This is a genomic window from Desulfobacula sp. (assembly GCF_021107415.1).
The window spans coordinates 1-16,753 of the sequence record NZ_JAIOSW010000207.1; the positions used below are offsets into that span (position 1 = coordinate 1).

Sequence of the window (16,753 nt, forward strand, 5' to 3'; positions counted from 1 at the left end):
GGGTGATTCCCCAGGTCAGCCGGGATTTTGGACGGGAAATGCAAAGATCTTCCAAAGGTTCCTTTAAAAAAGAAAGAATTTCATTTTTGTATTGTGCAGGCCGGATAAAATCAGGATTGGTTTTGATGTGGTTGATAAGCCATTCCTGGTATTTGCTCATTTTGAAAAAATAATTGGATTCCTTGATAACCTTGGGCGCAACGCCATGGTCCGGGCATTTGCCGTCGACAAGTTCTCTTTCCTGGTAAAACCGTTCACATCCAAAACAATACAGCCCCTCATAGCTTGAAAAATAGATATCTCCTGAGTCATAAATTTTTAAAAGAACATCGCTGACCACCTTGATATGATCCGGATCTGTTGTTCTGATAAAATGATCATTTTTGACATTTAATATTGGCAATAGATCCTGAAAAAGCTTACTGATATTGTCTGCATATTCTTTTGGCGTTGTTTTCTGGCTTTGGGCTGCCTGAACAATTTTATCTCCGTGTTCATCTGTTCCGGTTAGAAAAAAAGTTTCATGATCATCCATCTGTTTGAATCTTGTTGCAACATCAGCAGCGATGGAGGTGTATGCATGCCCCAGATGGGGCTTGGCATTGACATAATATATGGGGGTTGTAAAAAATTGCTTTTTTGCTTTCATTATTTTGTAGATCCTGTTATTGCCTCGCCAGTTGTTGGATGGTTTTTTCTATTTCGGTATTATTTTCTAAACGAATAGTGATACTCTCTTTTAACACATTCTGCCTGATAACTTTTCCTTTACCTTCTTCTATGGTGATTCTTTTACCCAGTTTGGGCATTTCGCGTTTAAGGCTTTTATAGGTTTCATTTTCAAAGGTCAGACAGCACATCAGTCTGCCGCAAACCCCGGAAATTTTTGTGGGATTCAATGACAGTCCCTGCTCTTTGGCCATTTTGATGGAAACCGGTTCAAAGGTATGCATAAAAGAAGAACAGCAAAGTTCTCTTCCGCATTTGCCAATACCACCGCAATGTTTTGAAAGATTGCGAATCCCGACCTGACGCATTTCAATCCGAATAGTGAATTCTTTTACCAGAAGTTTGATTAATTCTCTGAAATCAATCCTGCCGTCAGCAGTGTAGAAAAAAGTTAATTTGTTTCGATCAAATGTGCTTTCAACGCTGAACAGGTTCATGAAAAGATCTAAATCAGTAATGCATTGGATGCAAAAATCAAAGGCTCTTTTTTCAAGTTTTTTTATTTCTTCTCTTCTAAGACAGTCTTCTTTGGTGGCAACACGGATAATCTGCTTTAATTTTTTTTCCACATTTTCAACTTCAACGGGAGGGATGGCGATTTTGCCAAATCCAAGACCCTGCTCGGTTTCTACGATTACAGAGTCTCCTTCTTTCAGCACAAAAGCATTGCTTTTGAAGTCATATATTTTCCCTGCTGTTTTAAATTTAACGCCAGCAACTTTAATCATAAATTAACTTTCCTTTGTTCGTAATAATTTTAAGGAAAAATCTATCCAATGTTAATCTTAATGTGCAGTTTGATGCCAGTCTTTTTTCCGTTTCATAAAGATCTTTGATCCACTCACATTTTTTTTTTGTTCCAGCCATTTGACTAATATCTATAATAGCGTCAGAAAAATCAAGATTAACTATTTTTTTGGGATGAAATTTAAAAACCATTAGATCCCGGAAAAACGTTTTCATAATGGCAATGGCATCATCAATTAGGTCGGGATACAAGCTCAACTTTTGTGAAAGCATCAATCCTTTTGATATGTCGTGATTCGTGTCAGCTTGAATTATGCCGGCAAGGGTTTTAAGCAGCCACTTTCTTTTTTTGATCCAGTCAATCTTTTTTGCTTTATCATCCAAAGTTAAATTCAAATACATCATTGCCTTTCTAAGATCAGAATCGGCAGTTTTCGATGCAATTGCCGCCATTTGCTTGTCAGTTTTGAATTCATTGATCAGGTATTGCTCAATGAATTCGTTGGTCAACGGTTTAAATCTGATTTTACGGCATCTTGAAATAATGGTTGGAAGAAATAAAGATATCTTGCTGGCAATGAGGATGAAAAATGTTTTTTCAGGGGGCTCTTCAAGCATTTTTAATAATGCGTTCTGGGCCTGGATATTCATTAGATCTGCATTTAATATTAATACCATTCTGAATTTGGCTTCATTGGGCCTGGATGAAATTGCTAATCCCATTTCACGGATCTGGGATATGGAGATTATTTTTTTGTCTTTTAGAGGGTTGATACTTAGGATATCGGGATGACTTTTTGCATTTATTTTACGGCACGATTTACAATCGTTGCAAGCAAGTCCCGTCCCTTTCAAACAATTACACCCCTTAGCAAAGAAAAATGCCGCTTTTTTTCTTCCTGTATTCTCATTTCCAAAGAAAAGAAGGGCATTTGGAATTTTTTTTGCCTGAATGATGATAGTTAACTCGGATACGGTTTCCGCTTGGTATTGCATTTGATCAAAATCAGACATGGTTTGATCAATAACCATTTGTTAATAATCTACCCGCTCCTTTAGTTCTTTCCCACATTTAAAAAAGGGGAGCCGTTTGGGAGGAATGGTGACTTTTTGGCCGGTTTTCGGGTTTCGGCCTGTGTAGCTTTTGTACCCTTTTATATAAAAACTGCAAAAACCCCTAATTTCAACCCTTTCTCCTTTTATAAATGAATCGGAAAGCGAGTCAAAAAATATTTTAATAACCTCTGAAGCTTCGGATTTTGTCAGGCTTGCTTTCTCTTTTAATGTCGAAATCAATTCAAGTTTATTCATACTTCCTCTTTCTATTATTGAATGCTGCAATCTTATTATTTTCATAAGGACTTTAATTAAAATTTGATAAAAAGTCAAGGGGTTATGCTAAAAAATCAGGGACTCTTTCAACATTATCTTCTTTAACTTCAACCCCGGCGTATTGTCCTAAAACATCTATTTTGATAACAACACGTCCTTTGCCTTTATATCTTGCAAACTCGCCTTTAACCCCTGCCATAGGACCTTCTAAAATTATCACAGGCTGGCCTTTTTTTATGCGGACATTTTCTCCAGTGATCAGATCCATATTGGCGCTGGTAAGGATTTTTAATGATTCAACCTGTGATTCGGGCACGGGCACGGGTCCGGATTGATTTCCCAATAATCTAACGGCCCCGACAGTTTTTAAAATATTGAGCTGGTCAGCAGCTTCAAACGTTGATTGTACAAAAACATATCCCGGGAAAAGCGGGATTTCTATCATGAGATTTCTATCTTTCCGCCTGCTTTTCCTTTTTGTTTTGGGTAAAAACGCTTGGATTTTTTTTTTCACAATACTAGTGTATACTATTTGCTCAAAGTTACTTCTTGTCAGAAGAGCAAACCAGTTTAATCGTTCAATCATTTTGTACCAAATTCTCCGATTCCATGAAGATTTATTAGAAAGGTAATACTCTGTTCACCACGTGATTCTGAAAAATAAAGGCTAAATAACCAGCAGGATTTATTGATAGTGAATCCGGCCTGGGTTTCCACGGTTTTATTTTCCTGTATGTTTTTTTCAATGGAGTAATATGCGGTTAATTCGTCTGTTAAGCTGATATCAATCTTTGAATACAGAGATTCTGAAGAGCTGCTAGTATATCGATATTCTGTTCTTAAACTGTCACCCCGATTGTCTTTGAGAGTATTCCCAATGTTTAATGTTTTAAAATGGCTGTCATAGGGAGACCAGGAAAGATCCATATCAAGGGTACAAAACTCATTTAGATTCAGCTCCGTATCCAATAGGATATCAGAAAATGGTTTTGATTCATTGTCCCTTTCCCTTTTGATATCAAAACTTTGGGAAATTTTGATATATGCAAAATCGCGGTAGGTTAATCTCTCTTCGCCTTTAGGGGTTAAACTGGATTTTCTGGAAATGAAATGATTGGTAAGAGACCAGGTAAGTAAATTTTTTTCCGGAATATTGTCCAGAGAATCAAAGGTCGGCAGATCATTTTGAATGATGCTCGGGGTAAAGGCGTATTCAATATTCGGGATAATTTCATGTTTGATCTTATCAGCAAATTCATTGTTGGGATTAAAGATTTTAATCAGTTTTGTGGATAGTTCCGCGCCAATATCATACATCTGTCTTGTCCGAAGACTGTCGGAATTGCCGTTAATATCCGTGAATTCATTGGTATGCCAGACGGTTTGCCTTACACCAACAGATGGTTCAAAATTAAAAAAACCGCCAAATTTCAGGGGCAGATAGACTTTGGGGTAGATATCTGCTCGTTGCCCTTTCACAAGTGTTGCACTTGTATCTTTCCTGTAAAAAGATCGATACTCGGTATCAAGAGAATAAAAGAATTTTGAAAGACCAATTTGCTGTTTTGCAGCATCAAACTGAATGCTTGGAAGTGTTTGCAAAGTTGTGTCATCAATATTCTGGCGCCGGGCAGAAATATTGTCATACCACAAAGCATCAACATTGAATATGTAGCTATCCCATGATTTATTGATATTCAACCAGTTTTTTCGGGTATTGTCATCATATTCATCCAGACTTCGCCCAAATTCTTTTTCAAAATATTCTTTGGTTTCATCATATCCCGTAAATCCGTCTTGAAATTCATGAAGGTAATCTTCATCACTGACTACGTCGATATCCAGCTTGGCTGTAATTCCATTGGGAAGGTCCTGGTTGTGTCTCATCCTGAACCAGAAGCGGTCAGAGTTGGTTCTTTGAGGGGTGGTGGAAAAACTATAGTTTTTTGTACTGATGGTTCCATCATCTGTTTTGTCATCTTTAAGAAAATCAAAGAATATTGACCCCTTTGTCTTGTTATCCAGAACATATCGGTATTCAGTACCCAATTTTGTTCCTCGATCAGACATGTAATCTGCATATACCGTTGCATCGGTATTTCTTGAAATAGCGATAAAAAGAGGCTGTTCGTATTCAAATCCCTTTCGGTCAGATGATGATATCCTGGGGATTAAAAGGCCTGTCTGGCGTTTGGTCTGGACCGGAAACACAAGAAAAGGGCTGTAGACAACAGGAACCTTCTTGGCCCAAAGAACGGTATGGCTTGCAACCCCGTATCCTTCAACAGTTACTTTGATATTTTTGCCGGAAATTTTCCAGTCAGGAGAATCACCTGTGCATGATGTAATGGATCCCTTTTGGGCACTATAAGTAAATTTACCGGTCTTTCTAATAATCTCACCATTAATATAAAAATTGTTTTTCTGGATAAAAATGGTGCCTTTGTTTATCGTACCGATTTGACTTGTAAGGTTGATATTCATTGCATTGCAGGAGATGGAATCTTCACCGGCTATTAAAAGAACATTGCCTTGTGCAAAGGCATCCTTTGTTTTATTTGAGAATTCAACATAATCTGCTTCAAGCCTGGTTTTGCCTCCTGTGATCACTACATCATTTTCGGCAATATAGAGGTTTTTTTTGTTGTCAAAGGTCACTGTCCGTGCAGATATATGCCAGGAAATTTCTTCGGGATTTTGGGGTAAAGAATTTGCTATTACGCTCCCCCCGGCTGATATGAATATATAAAAAAAAGCAAATATCACAAAAAGTGGCCAAGACTTTTGCTTTGACAAACTAACCATGTTCTTTCCAGTAAAAAATTGCACATCAGTTAAAATTACTGTATAAAGCCATCTTATACTTTAAAAGTCAAGTTTTGAATACATGATTTGGAGAGTTCAACATGACAAAGGTTAAATAAAAAATGACGTTTTCAATTATAGATTCCATTGGCAATACCCCTCTTGTTGAGATAAAAAAGATGAATCCTGTAAAAGGGGTCAAGATTCTTGCCAAACTTGAATATATGAATCCCGGTGGCTCTGTTAAAGACCGGGCAGCGCTGTATATGATCAACGAGGCGGAAAAATCCGGTGAATTGACCAAAGACAAAATTGTTATCGAGGCAACCAGCGGGAATACGGGTATCGGACTTGCCATGATTTGTGCGGTTAAAGGATATAAAATTGCCCTTACCATGGCAGAAAATGCAAGTGAAGAACGAAAAAGTATTTTGCGCGCAAGGGGTGCCCAGATTATTTTAACCCCCAAACGTCTGGGGTCTGATGGCGCAATTGAAGAGGCATACAGACTTGCCAGGGAAAATCCGGATAAATATTTTCTTTGTGATCAGTATAATAATGAAGCCAATTGGAAAGCCCATTATTATACCACGGGACCTGAAATCATTGAGCAGACCAATGGAAAGGTCACTTCTATTGTAGCAACCATTGGAACAAGTGGAACGCTTATGGGGCTTTCCAGGAGATTAAAAGAGCATAATAAGGATATTTGGATTGTATGTGTTGAACCGTACCTCGGGCATAAGATCCAGGGTCTGAAAAATATGAAGGAATCTTATACCCCTGAGATCATGGAGAAAAGCCGTCTTGATGAAAAGGTGAATATTGATGATGACACGGCTTTTGCTGCTGCTCGCAGTTTAGCTGTAAAAGAAGGACTTTTTGTTGGGATGAGCAGTGGCGCAGCAATGGCAGCTGCCATTGAGCAGGCCCATAAAATTAAACAAGGTCTTATCGTGGTTATCTTTCCAGACAGCGGAGAACGGTACCTGTCCACCAATCTTTTCTCTGTAAAAAGCCATATCGGCTTGTCGCTTTTTAATACATTTTCAAGATCAAAAGTAAGGTTTGAACCGCTTGAAAAAGAAAAAGTGTCTATATACACCTGCGGACCCACTGTCCATGAAAGGCTCAATATAGGGCAGTTCAGAAGATATGCATTTACGGATTTACTGGTCAGATATATCGAGTATCATAATATTGCTGTCAATCATGTGGTTAATATCACAGACTATGATGACAAGACCATTCAGGGGTCACAGAAGGCAGGGAGGTCACTTTCTAAGTTCACCCAAACCTATATAGATCTTTTTAGGAAAGATCTATCAAAATTGAATATCCGAAAAGCAGATGCCTATCCAACAGTATCAGACCATCTTGATGAAATGGTTGATGTGGCAAAACAGCTGCAATCAAATCAGCATGCCTATGAAAAACTGCATTCTCTCTATTTTGATATTGGAAGCCTGCCCGAGTATGGTGATCTTTCCAGAATTAATCTTGATAAGATAAAAGTCGGGGCAACAGTGGATCTTGACGAGTATGAAAAGCGTAATCCAAAGGATTTTACATTGTTAAAACGGGTTCGGCTTTCAGAACTTAAAAGAGGCGTGGGGATTAAGACCCAATGGGGTAATGTCCGTCCTTCACTTCATTTGCAGTGTGCGGCCATTGCCATGAAGTTTCTGGGAGAAAATTTTGATATTCAAACCGGCAGCCTGGAACTTATATTCCCGCACCATGAAAACGAAGTTGCCATTGCAAGAGCTGCAAAAGGAGCAACGCTTGCAAGGTGCTGGCTGCATTGTGATCCGGTTCACTATGACGGGTCTTTAGATGCATCAGATATTGAAACACTGACACTTGAAACCCTTGTCAACCAGGGCTGGGCCCTCAAAACCATTCGACTCTGGTTGATTTCCAACCATTACAGAAAAACCTTAGTGCTGTCAGAACAATCCCTGAAACAGGCTCAATATACTCTGGATAAAATCAATAGGTGTCTTACTACTTTGAGTGTGATTAAAGAAGGAGATAATTTTAAAGAGATTGATCAATTGGTATATGATATAAAATCGGCTTTTCTTCAATCCATGGAAGATGATTTAAAAATTTCAGGGGTCATCTCTTCTTTGCTGGCAAATGTGAAAACCATCAACAGGCTGATCAATCAGAACAAAATTGATCCGGATAGTGCCCAAAAACTTGTGAATTGTTTTAAAGACATTGATTTGGTTCTTAAGATTTTTAGTTTTGGCAAAAAACAAGAATATTCAGGCGAAATCCAAAATCTTATAAAGGAACGTGAACGCGCACGAGAGCAAAATGACTGGGAACTGGCGGACAGGATTCGGGAGCAGTTAACAGGTTTAGGCATCAGCGTTCATGATAAAAAGGCATAAGTCATGACAAATAAATTTTTATTTTTTCCCTTCACCCATATTACCTTAAAACAGTTAAACACCATTTTAGCTTTTTTCCCGTCATTTCAATATTTACCGGGAAGCCGGGATTTCAAGCATCATCAAGTATTACAGGCGTTATTTGAACAGGGGAAAATCGCTCCGTTTTTTTTATCAGCCAAAGAACTTGAGACGGTTGAACAAAAACTTGAACAATATCTGGAATGGGTTCGGATTCATAAAGGAAATAAAGTAAATCTTAAATCACTTTTAAAGGACAACCCTTATTTTACAAGTGATACAAATGTGACAGCCATTAAATCACGGATCAAAGGGTTTAAAGAAGGTAAAAGAGATCCAGATACTGCTTTATCAGATGAATCAGCCCTGCAACGCGATTTGTTGTTTTTGAAGATGGCTCAATTGTGTGATGAACAAAATGAACGCATTGATTTGGAGTTAAAAAATCTGGATACAACTCGCCATAAGCTTATGTCAACTTTGCGCGGATTAGAAAGCCCCTCAAGTGATATCAAGGGCAGTAAAACAGATGGCGATAAAGATTCAGGGGATATGATGACCCGTGAGCGGATATATACCTGGTCAGGATGTATGGCTCAAAAGGGGGCATTCAAAAAAGAAGGGGGAGGGCAGCCTTTATTCATCACTACCAGTGAGGCAGTATTTGACTATCTTGAGTCTATTTGCAAAGATGTTGTAAATGCCCTTGACATTGATAAAATAAAAGTGCATGAAAATGAATGTGAAAATAAAAGTGAATGGCAACATTATTTTTGTGACTATTTGATGCGTGCAATTCAAGGCAATGGAACCCGGGAAAACAATATGCCAAAAGTGAATGACAAGTGCTCGCTTTCAGGGCAGATTAAATTAAATCTCTTTTCCGGGAATGATATAAATAAACTCTTTAATTATTCAGAAAAACATATACCTGTATGTCTGATCAAATTAAAGTGATAAAAAACTTGATTTTAATTAATACAATGTTATAAAAGCGTTTTTATACAGATTATATTTAAAGAATGAGTTTATAATATAATAATGTTAATTTTTTAAGGAGGCTATTAAAATGGCATTTACCCCAATTGTTGATCACGAAAAATGTGTTGGTTGTGAAGAATGTGTAGACGTATGTCCAGTGGAAGTATTTGAAATGGAAGATGGCAAGTCTGTTCCAGTTAATGCTGAAGAATGCATGGGCTGCGAAAGCTGCGTGGAAGTTTGTGAAGAAGACGCTATTGTAATTGAAGAAGACTAAGAAAACACGTCTTACAATAGATAAAAATACCGGGTGATGCTTTACATCACCCGGTATTTTTTTTTGTGCCGACAGTATTGGTCAGGTATACACCTGTAATAACAAATACTGCCCCAATAATTAAAGAAAAGGTTAAAGGTTCTTTTAAAATAAAGAACGAAAGAACAATAGCACTGACAGGGACAACGTTAATGAAGATACCGGCTTTCATCGGGCCGATTTGTTTGATCCCTTCATAATACCACAGAAATCCAAGCACTGTGCCAAAAAATCCCAGATAGAACAGACTCGCCCATTCAACAGGTTTATAGGATGCCATATTCAAAAATACACCCTTAAAAAGGGCCGGGAAAAACAATAGCAGAGTCCCTGCAATGGATGAATAGCAGACTGATACAATGGGGGATAAATCATTCATGGCTTTTTTCCCCAGGATCGAATAGGCAACCCAGCTTGCAACACATCCAAAGATGAGAAGCTCTCCTTTCCCAATCCCCAGTGTTAATATAGTAAAAAGATTTCCATTTGAAATAACAATTAAAGCGCCTGTGACTGACAGACAAAGCCCAATCACTTTCAGGAAGTTAAGCTGCTCCCTAAAAAAGATAACAGAACAAAGGCTGATAAAAATAGGATTGCCGGCAATAATCAGTGATGCCTGGTTGGCCTGAATATGATTTAGGCCTGAGAAAAAAAACAGGTTATAGGAAAAGATACCTGTAAGACCCAATAAAAATACGATAAATATTTTATCAGGGGCAAGCCTGGGAAGGTGCCCTTCGATTTTTACGGTTAAAAAGATGAGAAAAAAAGAAGCGATGAAAAACCGTATGAAAGCTGCTGAGGAGGGGTCTATATTGTGAGAAATTAATTTCCCCGCAATAAAGGTTCCTCCCCAGAAAACAGCAGCAAATATCAATTTGAGATATGTCAAACTTCTATCCTTTAAATAAAAATAATTTTGGTATTAGCACAGACAAGCGTTTAAATGTCAAGCAAAACACCTCAAATTCAAATCTTGCGTTATATGAATGATGTAAAAAGGTTGAGGAAGTTTGATTTATTTTTAAAATTCACCTGTGATTATCCCCAAGTAAAAATTCTTAAACCTTTACAATTTCATACGCTATAAATTATATATATGAAGACAAGATTTTAACCCTATATTCATCAGGACAAATGATTTTATGCCGAATTTAAAAGACAAAAGATTCTCCTCACAAAATATCTGTAAAATTCTTTTGGCAGGAAAATTAATTTCAAAGGACCAGGCCCGGGATCTTTTAAAAAAAGAGAGCAAGGTAAGAAGTCTTCTCCTTAAACAGGCGATAAAAAAAATCAATAAAGATTTGTCAAAAGATCAACAGGCCTCCCTGATTTCTTTTATTGATGTTATTTTATATTTTAAAATAGAAAGAAAGGGTTACCCTTCAAAAAGAATTGATGAAGATTTGATTTATAAAACTTTGGCTGAAGCATGGAAGGTCCCCTATAAAAAAATTGATCCATTGAAACTTGAGCTGAATCTTGTGACAGGGACTATCTCTAAATCATTTGCCACAAAACATTTATTGCTGCCATTGATGGTCGAGGAAGGCAAATTGATTGTTGCAACCCCTGATCCTTTTAATTATGAGGCTATCAGCGATGTTGAAATGGTGTCAAAACTTAAAGTAAAGACTGTGGTCAGTTCAAAATCAGATATTGAAAAATTGATCAATGAATTTTTTGGATTCAGGCATTCCATTTCTGCGGCAGAAGACCTTTTTTCAACAAAGACACTTGATATCGGCAACCTGGAACAATTTGTCAGTTTAAAATCCCTGGATGATATGCCCTCAACAGACCAGCATATTGTTAATGCGGTTAATCATTTGTTTTCCTATTCGTTTGATCAGAAGGCCAGTGATATCCATATTGAGCCCAAACGGGACATCTGTCTGGTTCGTATGAGAATCGACGGGGTGCTTCATACGGTTTATAAGCTTCCCAAAAAACTTCACAATGCCGTGGTCAGCAGGATTAAAACCCTTTCACGGCTGGATATGGCTGAAAAAAGAAGGCCCCAGGATGGTCGGATTAAAATGGAGAAAGATAATACTGAGGTTGAAATCAGAGTTTCTACCATCCCGGTGGCATTTGGTGAGAAAGTGGTCTTGAGAATCATGGACCCGGATGTCATTTTTCAGGATCTTGAAATGCTGGGGTTTTTTCAAGATGATTTTAAAAGATATAAAAAATTGATTACCATGCCGTTCGGCATGATTCTTGTGACAGGACCGACCGGATCAGGAAAGTCTACGACTCTTTATTCAAGCTTAAGATTGCTCTCTTCACCTAAAGTCAATATTACCACCATTGAAGATCCCATTGAAATGATACATGAGGAGTTCAATCAGATTGCCGTACAGCCCTCGATTGGTGTGACATTCAGTACGGTATTAAAAAATATACTCCGCCAGGACCCTGATATTATTATGGTGGGTGAAATAAGGGATCTTGAAACAGCACAGGCAGCAGTCCAGGCTGCATTGACAGGGCATCTTGTTCTTTCCACACTTCATACAAATGATGCAGTGTCCACGATTTTCAGATTGCTTGATCTGGGTATTCCCCCCTATCTTATCCACTCATCATTGAATGGCATTGTGGCACAGAGACTTGTCAGGAAAATTTGCCCCTATTGTGCCCAGGAGTTTGAAATGGATGCAAAAGAGCTTGCTGCCCTTGGACTTAAAATTAAATCCCAGGGTGTTGTCAAGCTTAAGCATGGGAAAGGGTGCGTGAAATGCAGAAATACCGGATATAAGGGACGGTCCGGGATTTATGAAATAATGCCGTATTCGGAATCTCTTAAACAGCTGACAACTTCCAATGCAGGACTGGAAACACTAAGAAAAAAAGCCGTGGAAGAAGGGCTTGTTCTTTTACGCAAAAATGGTATTAAAAGAATGCTTAAAGGGCATACCACTTACCAGGAGATTTTGAGGGTTACTTCGGATCAAATATAGCCTTGAAACTTAATTTTTAACAATGATCGACAAGCGGTTAATTAATTTACCATGTCATCCGGGTAAATGGCATAACTTGAAGACATAATCATTACGGTTGATGAAATGTCTTCAGTATGGAGTACAATCAGTTTTCCGGATTCCAGGTTCTCAAGTTTAATGGATTCTTTTTTTTGGGGTTGCCAGAGTGTATGGTCTTTTGTCTCATTTTCCCGAAGAATCGAGTATATCTGTCCGGGCGTAACTTTGGCTTTTCCCGTGTCAATAAATGCAATAGTGTAATCATTAACCATGATATTATTGTCTTCGGAACAAATAATTCTTGCATCAATAGGGTTAGGATTTTCTTGAACCGTTAAAATAGAATCCCGCTTATAATATTCCATAATCAAGTCATCTTTATATACAGCTCTATATGCATTGGTGATTAATGCTTTTACATAAGTCACTTTATGTTCAAGTATTTTAACCTGTGCTTTGATCAGATGCTTTACACCGATAAATGTTTGACCATGAATTTTTTCTTTTAGATTATGGGTGGTGAAAATGTGGTAGACTCTGCCGGGAATAAGTGTTCCTTTGCCTGAGGGTTTTATAAAAATAATATCATTAGTAGACATCATCAGGCTGCCGTCCTGTTCCTTTATGATATTGCCAAGGGATGGGTGTGCCTTTTTTTTAATAAACCCGATATGATCCATTTGGGAAAAAGAAAAAGAGGCCTTAACCTTGACGGGAACAATTTTTTTTTCAACTTTCTGGACTTTTACAATTTTTGGTTTAAGCGCAATTTTTTTCTTTAAAAAGATTTGTATCTTTTTTCCGGGATATATCCAATGGGGATTTTTAATATCATCATTTAATTCCCACAGGCCTGGCCAGTCCCATTGGGAATTATAAAATTTTTGAGACAAATCCCAAAGGGTATCCCCTTTTTTTATGGTATAGTAGAAACCTGAGTTTTCTCCCGGAATAAATTCTTTATCATCCTGGGCAAACCCTGTTGAGCAAAAAGCAAATCCCCAAAAAGTTAAAACAAATATTGCTATCATTGTTTTCTGACTTTGCATATTTTCCTCCTGATTTGCCTTGGTTTATTCTTGAATTCTTGACTTTATTTAAACTATAGTCCTATAAAAAGTCAAGAATTGTTGCGAATATCATAGGAATTGGAATGAAAATGAAACATATTGCCAACTTATTATTTGAAGTGAGGATATTAAAGGATATTGTTAGATCCGGATATGCTTTTCTGGGATCGGGAAAAGAAAGTATTGCTGAACACAGCTTTATGACAGCCTTTATCTGCTTTGCCATGGCCAGGATAGATCCGGATATTAATAGTGAAAAGCTGGTGACCATGGCCCTGGTTCATGATATTGCCGAGGCAAGGACAGGAGATTTTAACTATGTAGAAAAAAAATATTCAACTATTGATGAGGCGTGTGCAATTTCCCATTTGATAAAGCACCTTTCTTTTGGTAATGATATAAAAAATTTAATAGATGAGTTTAATTCAGGTGAGACAAAAGAAGCAAAACTCGTTAATGATGCGGATCAGATATCTTTTATCCTTGAATTAAAAAAAATGGATGATACCGGAGCAAAAGGTCCTGAAAAATGGTTGCCGATTGTCCTTAAAAGACTTAAAACAGATACGGGCAGACGAATAGCTCAAAGTATCATGGAGACCCGTTGGGATGAATGGTGGATGAATGATTATTCCGAATAAACAAAATTTAATTGATTTTTCAGAGTGTTATGGATAAAGAGTTTGTTTCTTTACTTTATATCTATGATTCAAAGACCTTTGAGGATTTATCGAAATTTTCAAAACTAAACGGATTTATTCTTAAAAAATGTGATGATTTTATAAAGGGGTGTGATCTTGCAAAATCAAAGCCGCCGGATCTTATCCTTATTGACCTGGATATAAATAAATCACAGGCCTTTAAAAGAGGCATGAATGCGTTTTTGAAAATTCAGTTTAATTTTAAACCTGCTGTTTTTCTCATTTTATCTGAATACCCGGAGTCTAATAAGAGACTGAAGCTGCTGCATCAAGGGTGTGATGATTTTTTAATCAAGCCTTTTTTAATTGAAGAAGTTCAAGAAAAGTTCAACATTTATCAGCAGTTTAAACATCTCAATCAAAAAATCCTTACCCAGGACTCAAAGCTTGAAAAAACATTTGGATATCTGGATAAATTTAAAAAAGAGTTAAAAATTACAAAAACAGAGCTTTATGAAGAACGAACCACGCTGAACAATGCATTGAAACAAGTCAACCAAATGACACAGGAACGGAATCGAATAAAAAAAGAGATAAAAAAAATCAAAAAGGTTCTTTTTCACAATATAGAGGGATTTTCAGATCTGATTTCCAATTTGATTCAAACAAGGGTTGAAAAAAACAGGGGGCATGGTGAACGGGTTGCCCATATTGCTCATTTTATTGCCAAACAGCTTAAATTTGATGAAAAAAAGTTGGAGGATATTCGAAAAGCTGCTATGTTGCATGAGGTTGGACTTCTTTTTATCCCGGAATTGATATTGCAAAAATCAGAAGATCAACTGACTGATTATGAAAAAGATTATTTTGTTCATTATCCGGCTAAGGGTGCCGATCTTCTTTTAAATTGCACTGAATTTAAAAATTGTGCTGAGATTATTCGGCATTTGAATGAGAATTCAGATGGAACCGGCAGTCCCCAGGGTTTAAAACGAAGATTTATCCCCTTGTTGTCCAGGATTTTAGCAGGAGCCCATGTGTTTGACATATTAAGAGATGAAAAAGGTATTTCATCCCTGGAAATATTCTTAGAAAAACTGGAAGCATTCTCAGGCACAAGACTTGATCCTGCTATCGTGTCCTGGCTTGAAAAATATGCAGTGCTTCATATGGGATCTGATTCATACCGGGTAAAAGGTGTCGGGATTCATCAGCTTGAGCCTGGCATGGCCCTTGGAACGGCGCTTTTTACAAACACGGGAACCAAACTTTTTTCGGTAAATACTTTACTTACCAAGGAAGCTATTGATAAGATTAGAAAATATAACAGGGAATATCCTGTTGATGAAATAGTTTATATAAGGGCGTGAGATATGGATATAGCTTCGATTATAGGTGTTGTCTCCGGTATGGGGTTTATCCTTGGAACCATACTGCTTGGCGGTTCGATTATGGCGTTTGTCAACATCCCTTCGGTTTTAGTTGTAATGGGGGGTACCATAGCAGCCACATTGGTAGGATATCCTCTTAAGGATTTTTTAAGTATATTTAAGGCTGTCATGAAGATCTTTATGTTTAAACTTCAGTCGCCTGAAGAGATTATAACCAACCTGGTTGAAACTTCCAATAAGGCAAGAAAAGGCGGTCTTCTTTCCATTGAAGGAGACATACAAAGCACCAGTGACCCCTATCTTGCCCAGGCCCTGCAGATGACGGTGGATGGGGTTAAGACGGCAGATATTGCCGCAATCATGCAAACAAAGATGAAATTGACCAAAAAAAATCTTGATACAGGTGCCAATATGTTGTCCAGCATGGGAGCTTATGCACCGGCTTTTGGAATGATCGGAACATTGATCGGGCTTGTACAGATGCTGGCTAATCTGGATGATCCCTCATCCATTGGCCCGAAGATGGCGGTTGCAATGATCACTACATTCTACGGGGCTGTTATAGCCAATCTTTTTTTTATCCCAATGTCTGATAAGCTGTCCGGACGAAATGAAGAAGAAATAACCAATATGAATATAATTTTTGAAGGAATTATTTCCATAAGAGAAGGTGAACATCCGAAACTCATGGAAGATAAGCTAAATATTTATGTAGGTGATAAACAAGAAAGCAAAGAGAAAAAGTAATAAAAAGAGAATAAAAAATGGCTGATGACGTTGCTTCTGCAGAAGCTGAAGAAGAAGTATCCCTCGCACCTCCACCGGAAGAAAAAAAAGAAGGGAAGGCGGGTGCACCGGCATGGATGGCAACATTTGCCGATCTTGTGACGCTTTTGATGTGCTTTTTCGTTCTTCTTTTTGCCATGAGTACCACCCAGCAAGAGACCTATAAGGAACTTGTACAATCATTAAGAAGTGCATTAGGTGCCCAGGCAGTACCTGAATCAGGTACCAGGGAAGGCCTTACCATGCATGCGGTTCCATCTGAAGAACCTTCTGAAAATCAGCAGATTGATGAGCTTGGCGGGATGATCGAAAAAGAAATGGAAGAGATCGTCAGTGAAATCAGGGAACTTGTTTTGTTTAACAAGCTGGGAGGAGAGGTCAGTGTGACAAAAACTGACGACGGTGTTGTGATTACCATGTCTGATCTTTTGCTTTTTTCACAGGGGGGGGCCAGGCTTTCTGAAAAAGGACATGATATTTTAAAAAAAGTTGCTGCTGTTCTTTCCAAGCTTGCATACCATGTTAAAATAAAAGGGCAT

The 16,753-nt window shown here is 37.8% G+C and carries 16 protein-coding genes; 8 read left to right on the plus strand and 8 right to left on the minus strand.

The features are described from left to right. The 6 genes from K8S13_RS11015 to K8S13_RS11040 all read right to left on the minus strand — a co-directional run. Positions 1 to 649: class I tRNA ligase family protein (locus K8S13_RS11015; RefSeq protein WP_291462496.1), on the minus strand; the 649-nt coding region annotated here is incomplete at its 3' end. 16 nt (positions 650 to 665) lie between these two features. Next, complete coding sequence (locus tag K8S13_RS11020) at positions 666 to 1,457, minus strand: stage 0 sporulation family protein (RefSeq protein WP_291462497.1); 792 nt, start codon at positions 1,455 to 1,457, stop codon at positions 666 to 668. Then, on the minus strand, positions 1,450 to 2,508 hold the full coding sequence (gene holB / locus K8S13_RS11025; RefSeq protein ID WP_291462498.1) for a DNA polymerase III subunit delta': 1,059 nt from the start codon (positions 2,506 to 2,508) through the stop codon (positions 1,450 to 1,452). The genes K8S13_RS11020 and holB overlap by 8 nt, the downstream gene beginning before the upstream one ends. Before the next feature lie 3 nt (positions 2,509 to 2,511). Beyond that, a complete protein-coding gene (locus K8S13_RS11030) occupies positions 2,512 to 2,787 on the minus strand; it encodes an HU family DNA-binding protein (protein WP_291462499.1) in 276 nt (91 codons plus the stop codon). 82 nt (positions 2,788 to 2,869) lie between these two features. Then, complete coding sequence (locus K8S13_RS11035; RefSeq protein WP_291462500.1) at positions 2,870 to 3,394, minus strand: UpxY family transcription antiterminator; 525 nt, start codon at positions 3,392 to 3,394, stop codon at positions 2,870 to 2,872. Continuing rightward, on the minus strand, positions 3,391 to 5,466 hold the full coding sequence (locus tag K8S13_RS11040; RefSeq protein ID WP_291462501.1) for an LPS assembly protein LptD: 2,076 nt from the start codon (positions 5,464 to 5,466) through the stop codon (positions 3,391 to 3,393). Before K8S13_RS11040 ends, K8S13_RS11035 begins: the two co-directional genes overlap by 4 nt. A gap of 269 nt (positions 5,467 to 5,735) precedes the next feature. Between K8S13_RS11040 and K8S13_RS11045 the strand changes: the two genes are divergently transcribed. The 3 genes from K8S13_RS11045 (at position 5,736) to K8S13_RS11055 (ending at position 9,294) form a co-directional block, all read left to right on the plus strand. After that, positions 5,736 to 8,015 carry a cysteine synthase gene (locus K8S13_RS11045; protein ID WP_291462502.1) on the plus strand — a complete coding sequence of 760 codons (2,280 nt, stop codon included), beginning with the start codon at positions 5,736 to 5,738 and terminating at the stop codon, positions 8,013 to 8,015. Positions 8,016 to 8,018: 3 nt separating this feature from the next. Beyond that, positions 8,019 to 8,993, plus strand: coding sequence for a hypothetical protein (locus K8S13_RS11050; protein ID WP_291462503.1), 975 nt, complete (start codon positions 8,019 to 8,021; stop codon positions 8,991 to 8,993). 112 nt (positions 8,994 to 9,105) lie between these two features. Then, positions 9,106 to 9,294, plus strand: coding sequence for a 4Fe-4S binding protein (locus tag K8S13_RS11055; protein ID WP_291462504.1), 189 nt, complete (start codon positions 9,106 to 9,108; stop codon positions 9,292 to 9,294). Between the two features lie 46 nt (positions 9,295 to 9,340). On the opposite strand, the gene K8S13_RS11060 is transcribed toward K8S13_RS11055, so the two are convergent. Beyond that, positions 9,341 to 10,228 carry a DMT family transporter gene (locus tag K8S13_RS11060; protein WP_291462505.1) on the minus strand — a complete coding sequence of 296 codons (888 nt, stop codon included), beginning with the start codon at positions 10,226 to 10,228 and terminating at the stop codon, positions 9,341 to 9,343. A gap of 253 nt (positions 10,229 to 10,481) precedes the next feature. On the opposite strand from K8S13_RS11060, the gene K8S13_RS11065 reads away from it, so the two are divergent. After that, a complete protein-coding gene (locus K8S13_RS11065; RefSeq protein ID WP_291462506.1) occupies positions 10,482 to 12,305 on the plus strand; it encodes a GspE/PulE family protein in 1,824 nt (607 codons plus the stop codon). Between the two features lie 41 nt (positions 12,306 to 12,346). Here K8S13_RS11065 and K8S13_RS11070 read toward each other — a convergent pair whose 3' ends face one another. Continuing rightward, on the minus strand, positions 12,347 to 13,375 hold the full coding sequence (locus tag K8S13_RS11070; protein ID WP_291462507.1) for a LysM peptidoglycan-binding domain-containing protein: 1,029 nt from the start codon (positions 13,373 to 13,375) through the stop codon (positions 12,347 to 12,349). Between the two features lie 104 nt (positions 13,376 to 13,479). On the opposite strand from K8S13_RS11070, the gene K8S13_RS11075 reads away from it, so the two are divergent. The 4 genes from K8S13_RS11075 to K8S13_RS11090 all read left to right on the plus strand — a co-directional run. Then, on the plus strand, positions 13,480 to 14,037 hold the full coding sequence (locus tag K8S13_RS11075; RefSeq protein ID WP_291462508.1) for an HD domain-containing protein: 558 nt from the start codon (positions 13,480 to 13,482) through the stop codon (positions 14,035 to 14,037). A gap of 29 nt (positions 14,038 to 14,066) precedes the next feature. Continuing rightward, positions 14,067 to 15,407 carry an HD domain-containing phosphohydrolase gene (locus tag K8S13_RS11080; RefSeq protein ID WP_291462509.1) on the plus strand — a complete coding sequence of 447 codons (1,341 nt, stop codon included), beginning with the start codon at positions 14,067 to 14,069 and terminating at the stop codon, positions 15,405 to 15,407. A 3-nt stretch (positions 15,408 to 15,410) separates the two neighbouring features. Then, on the plus strand, positions 15,411 to 16,175 hold the full coding sequence (locus K8S13_RS11085) for a MotA/TolQ/ExbB proton channel family protein (RefSeq protein WP_291462510.1): 765 nt from the start codon (positions 15,411 to 15,413) through the stop codon (positions 16,173 to 16,175). A gap of 17 nt (positions 16,176 to 16,192) precedes the next feature. Further along, positions 16,193 to 16,753, plus strand: a 561-nt coding sequence (locus tag K8S13_RS11090) for a flagellar motor protein MotB (protein WP_291462511.1), incomplete at its 3' end; no start/stop codon positions are given.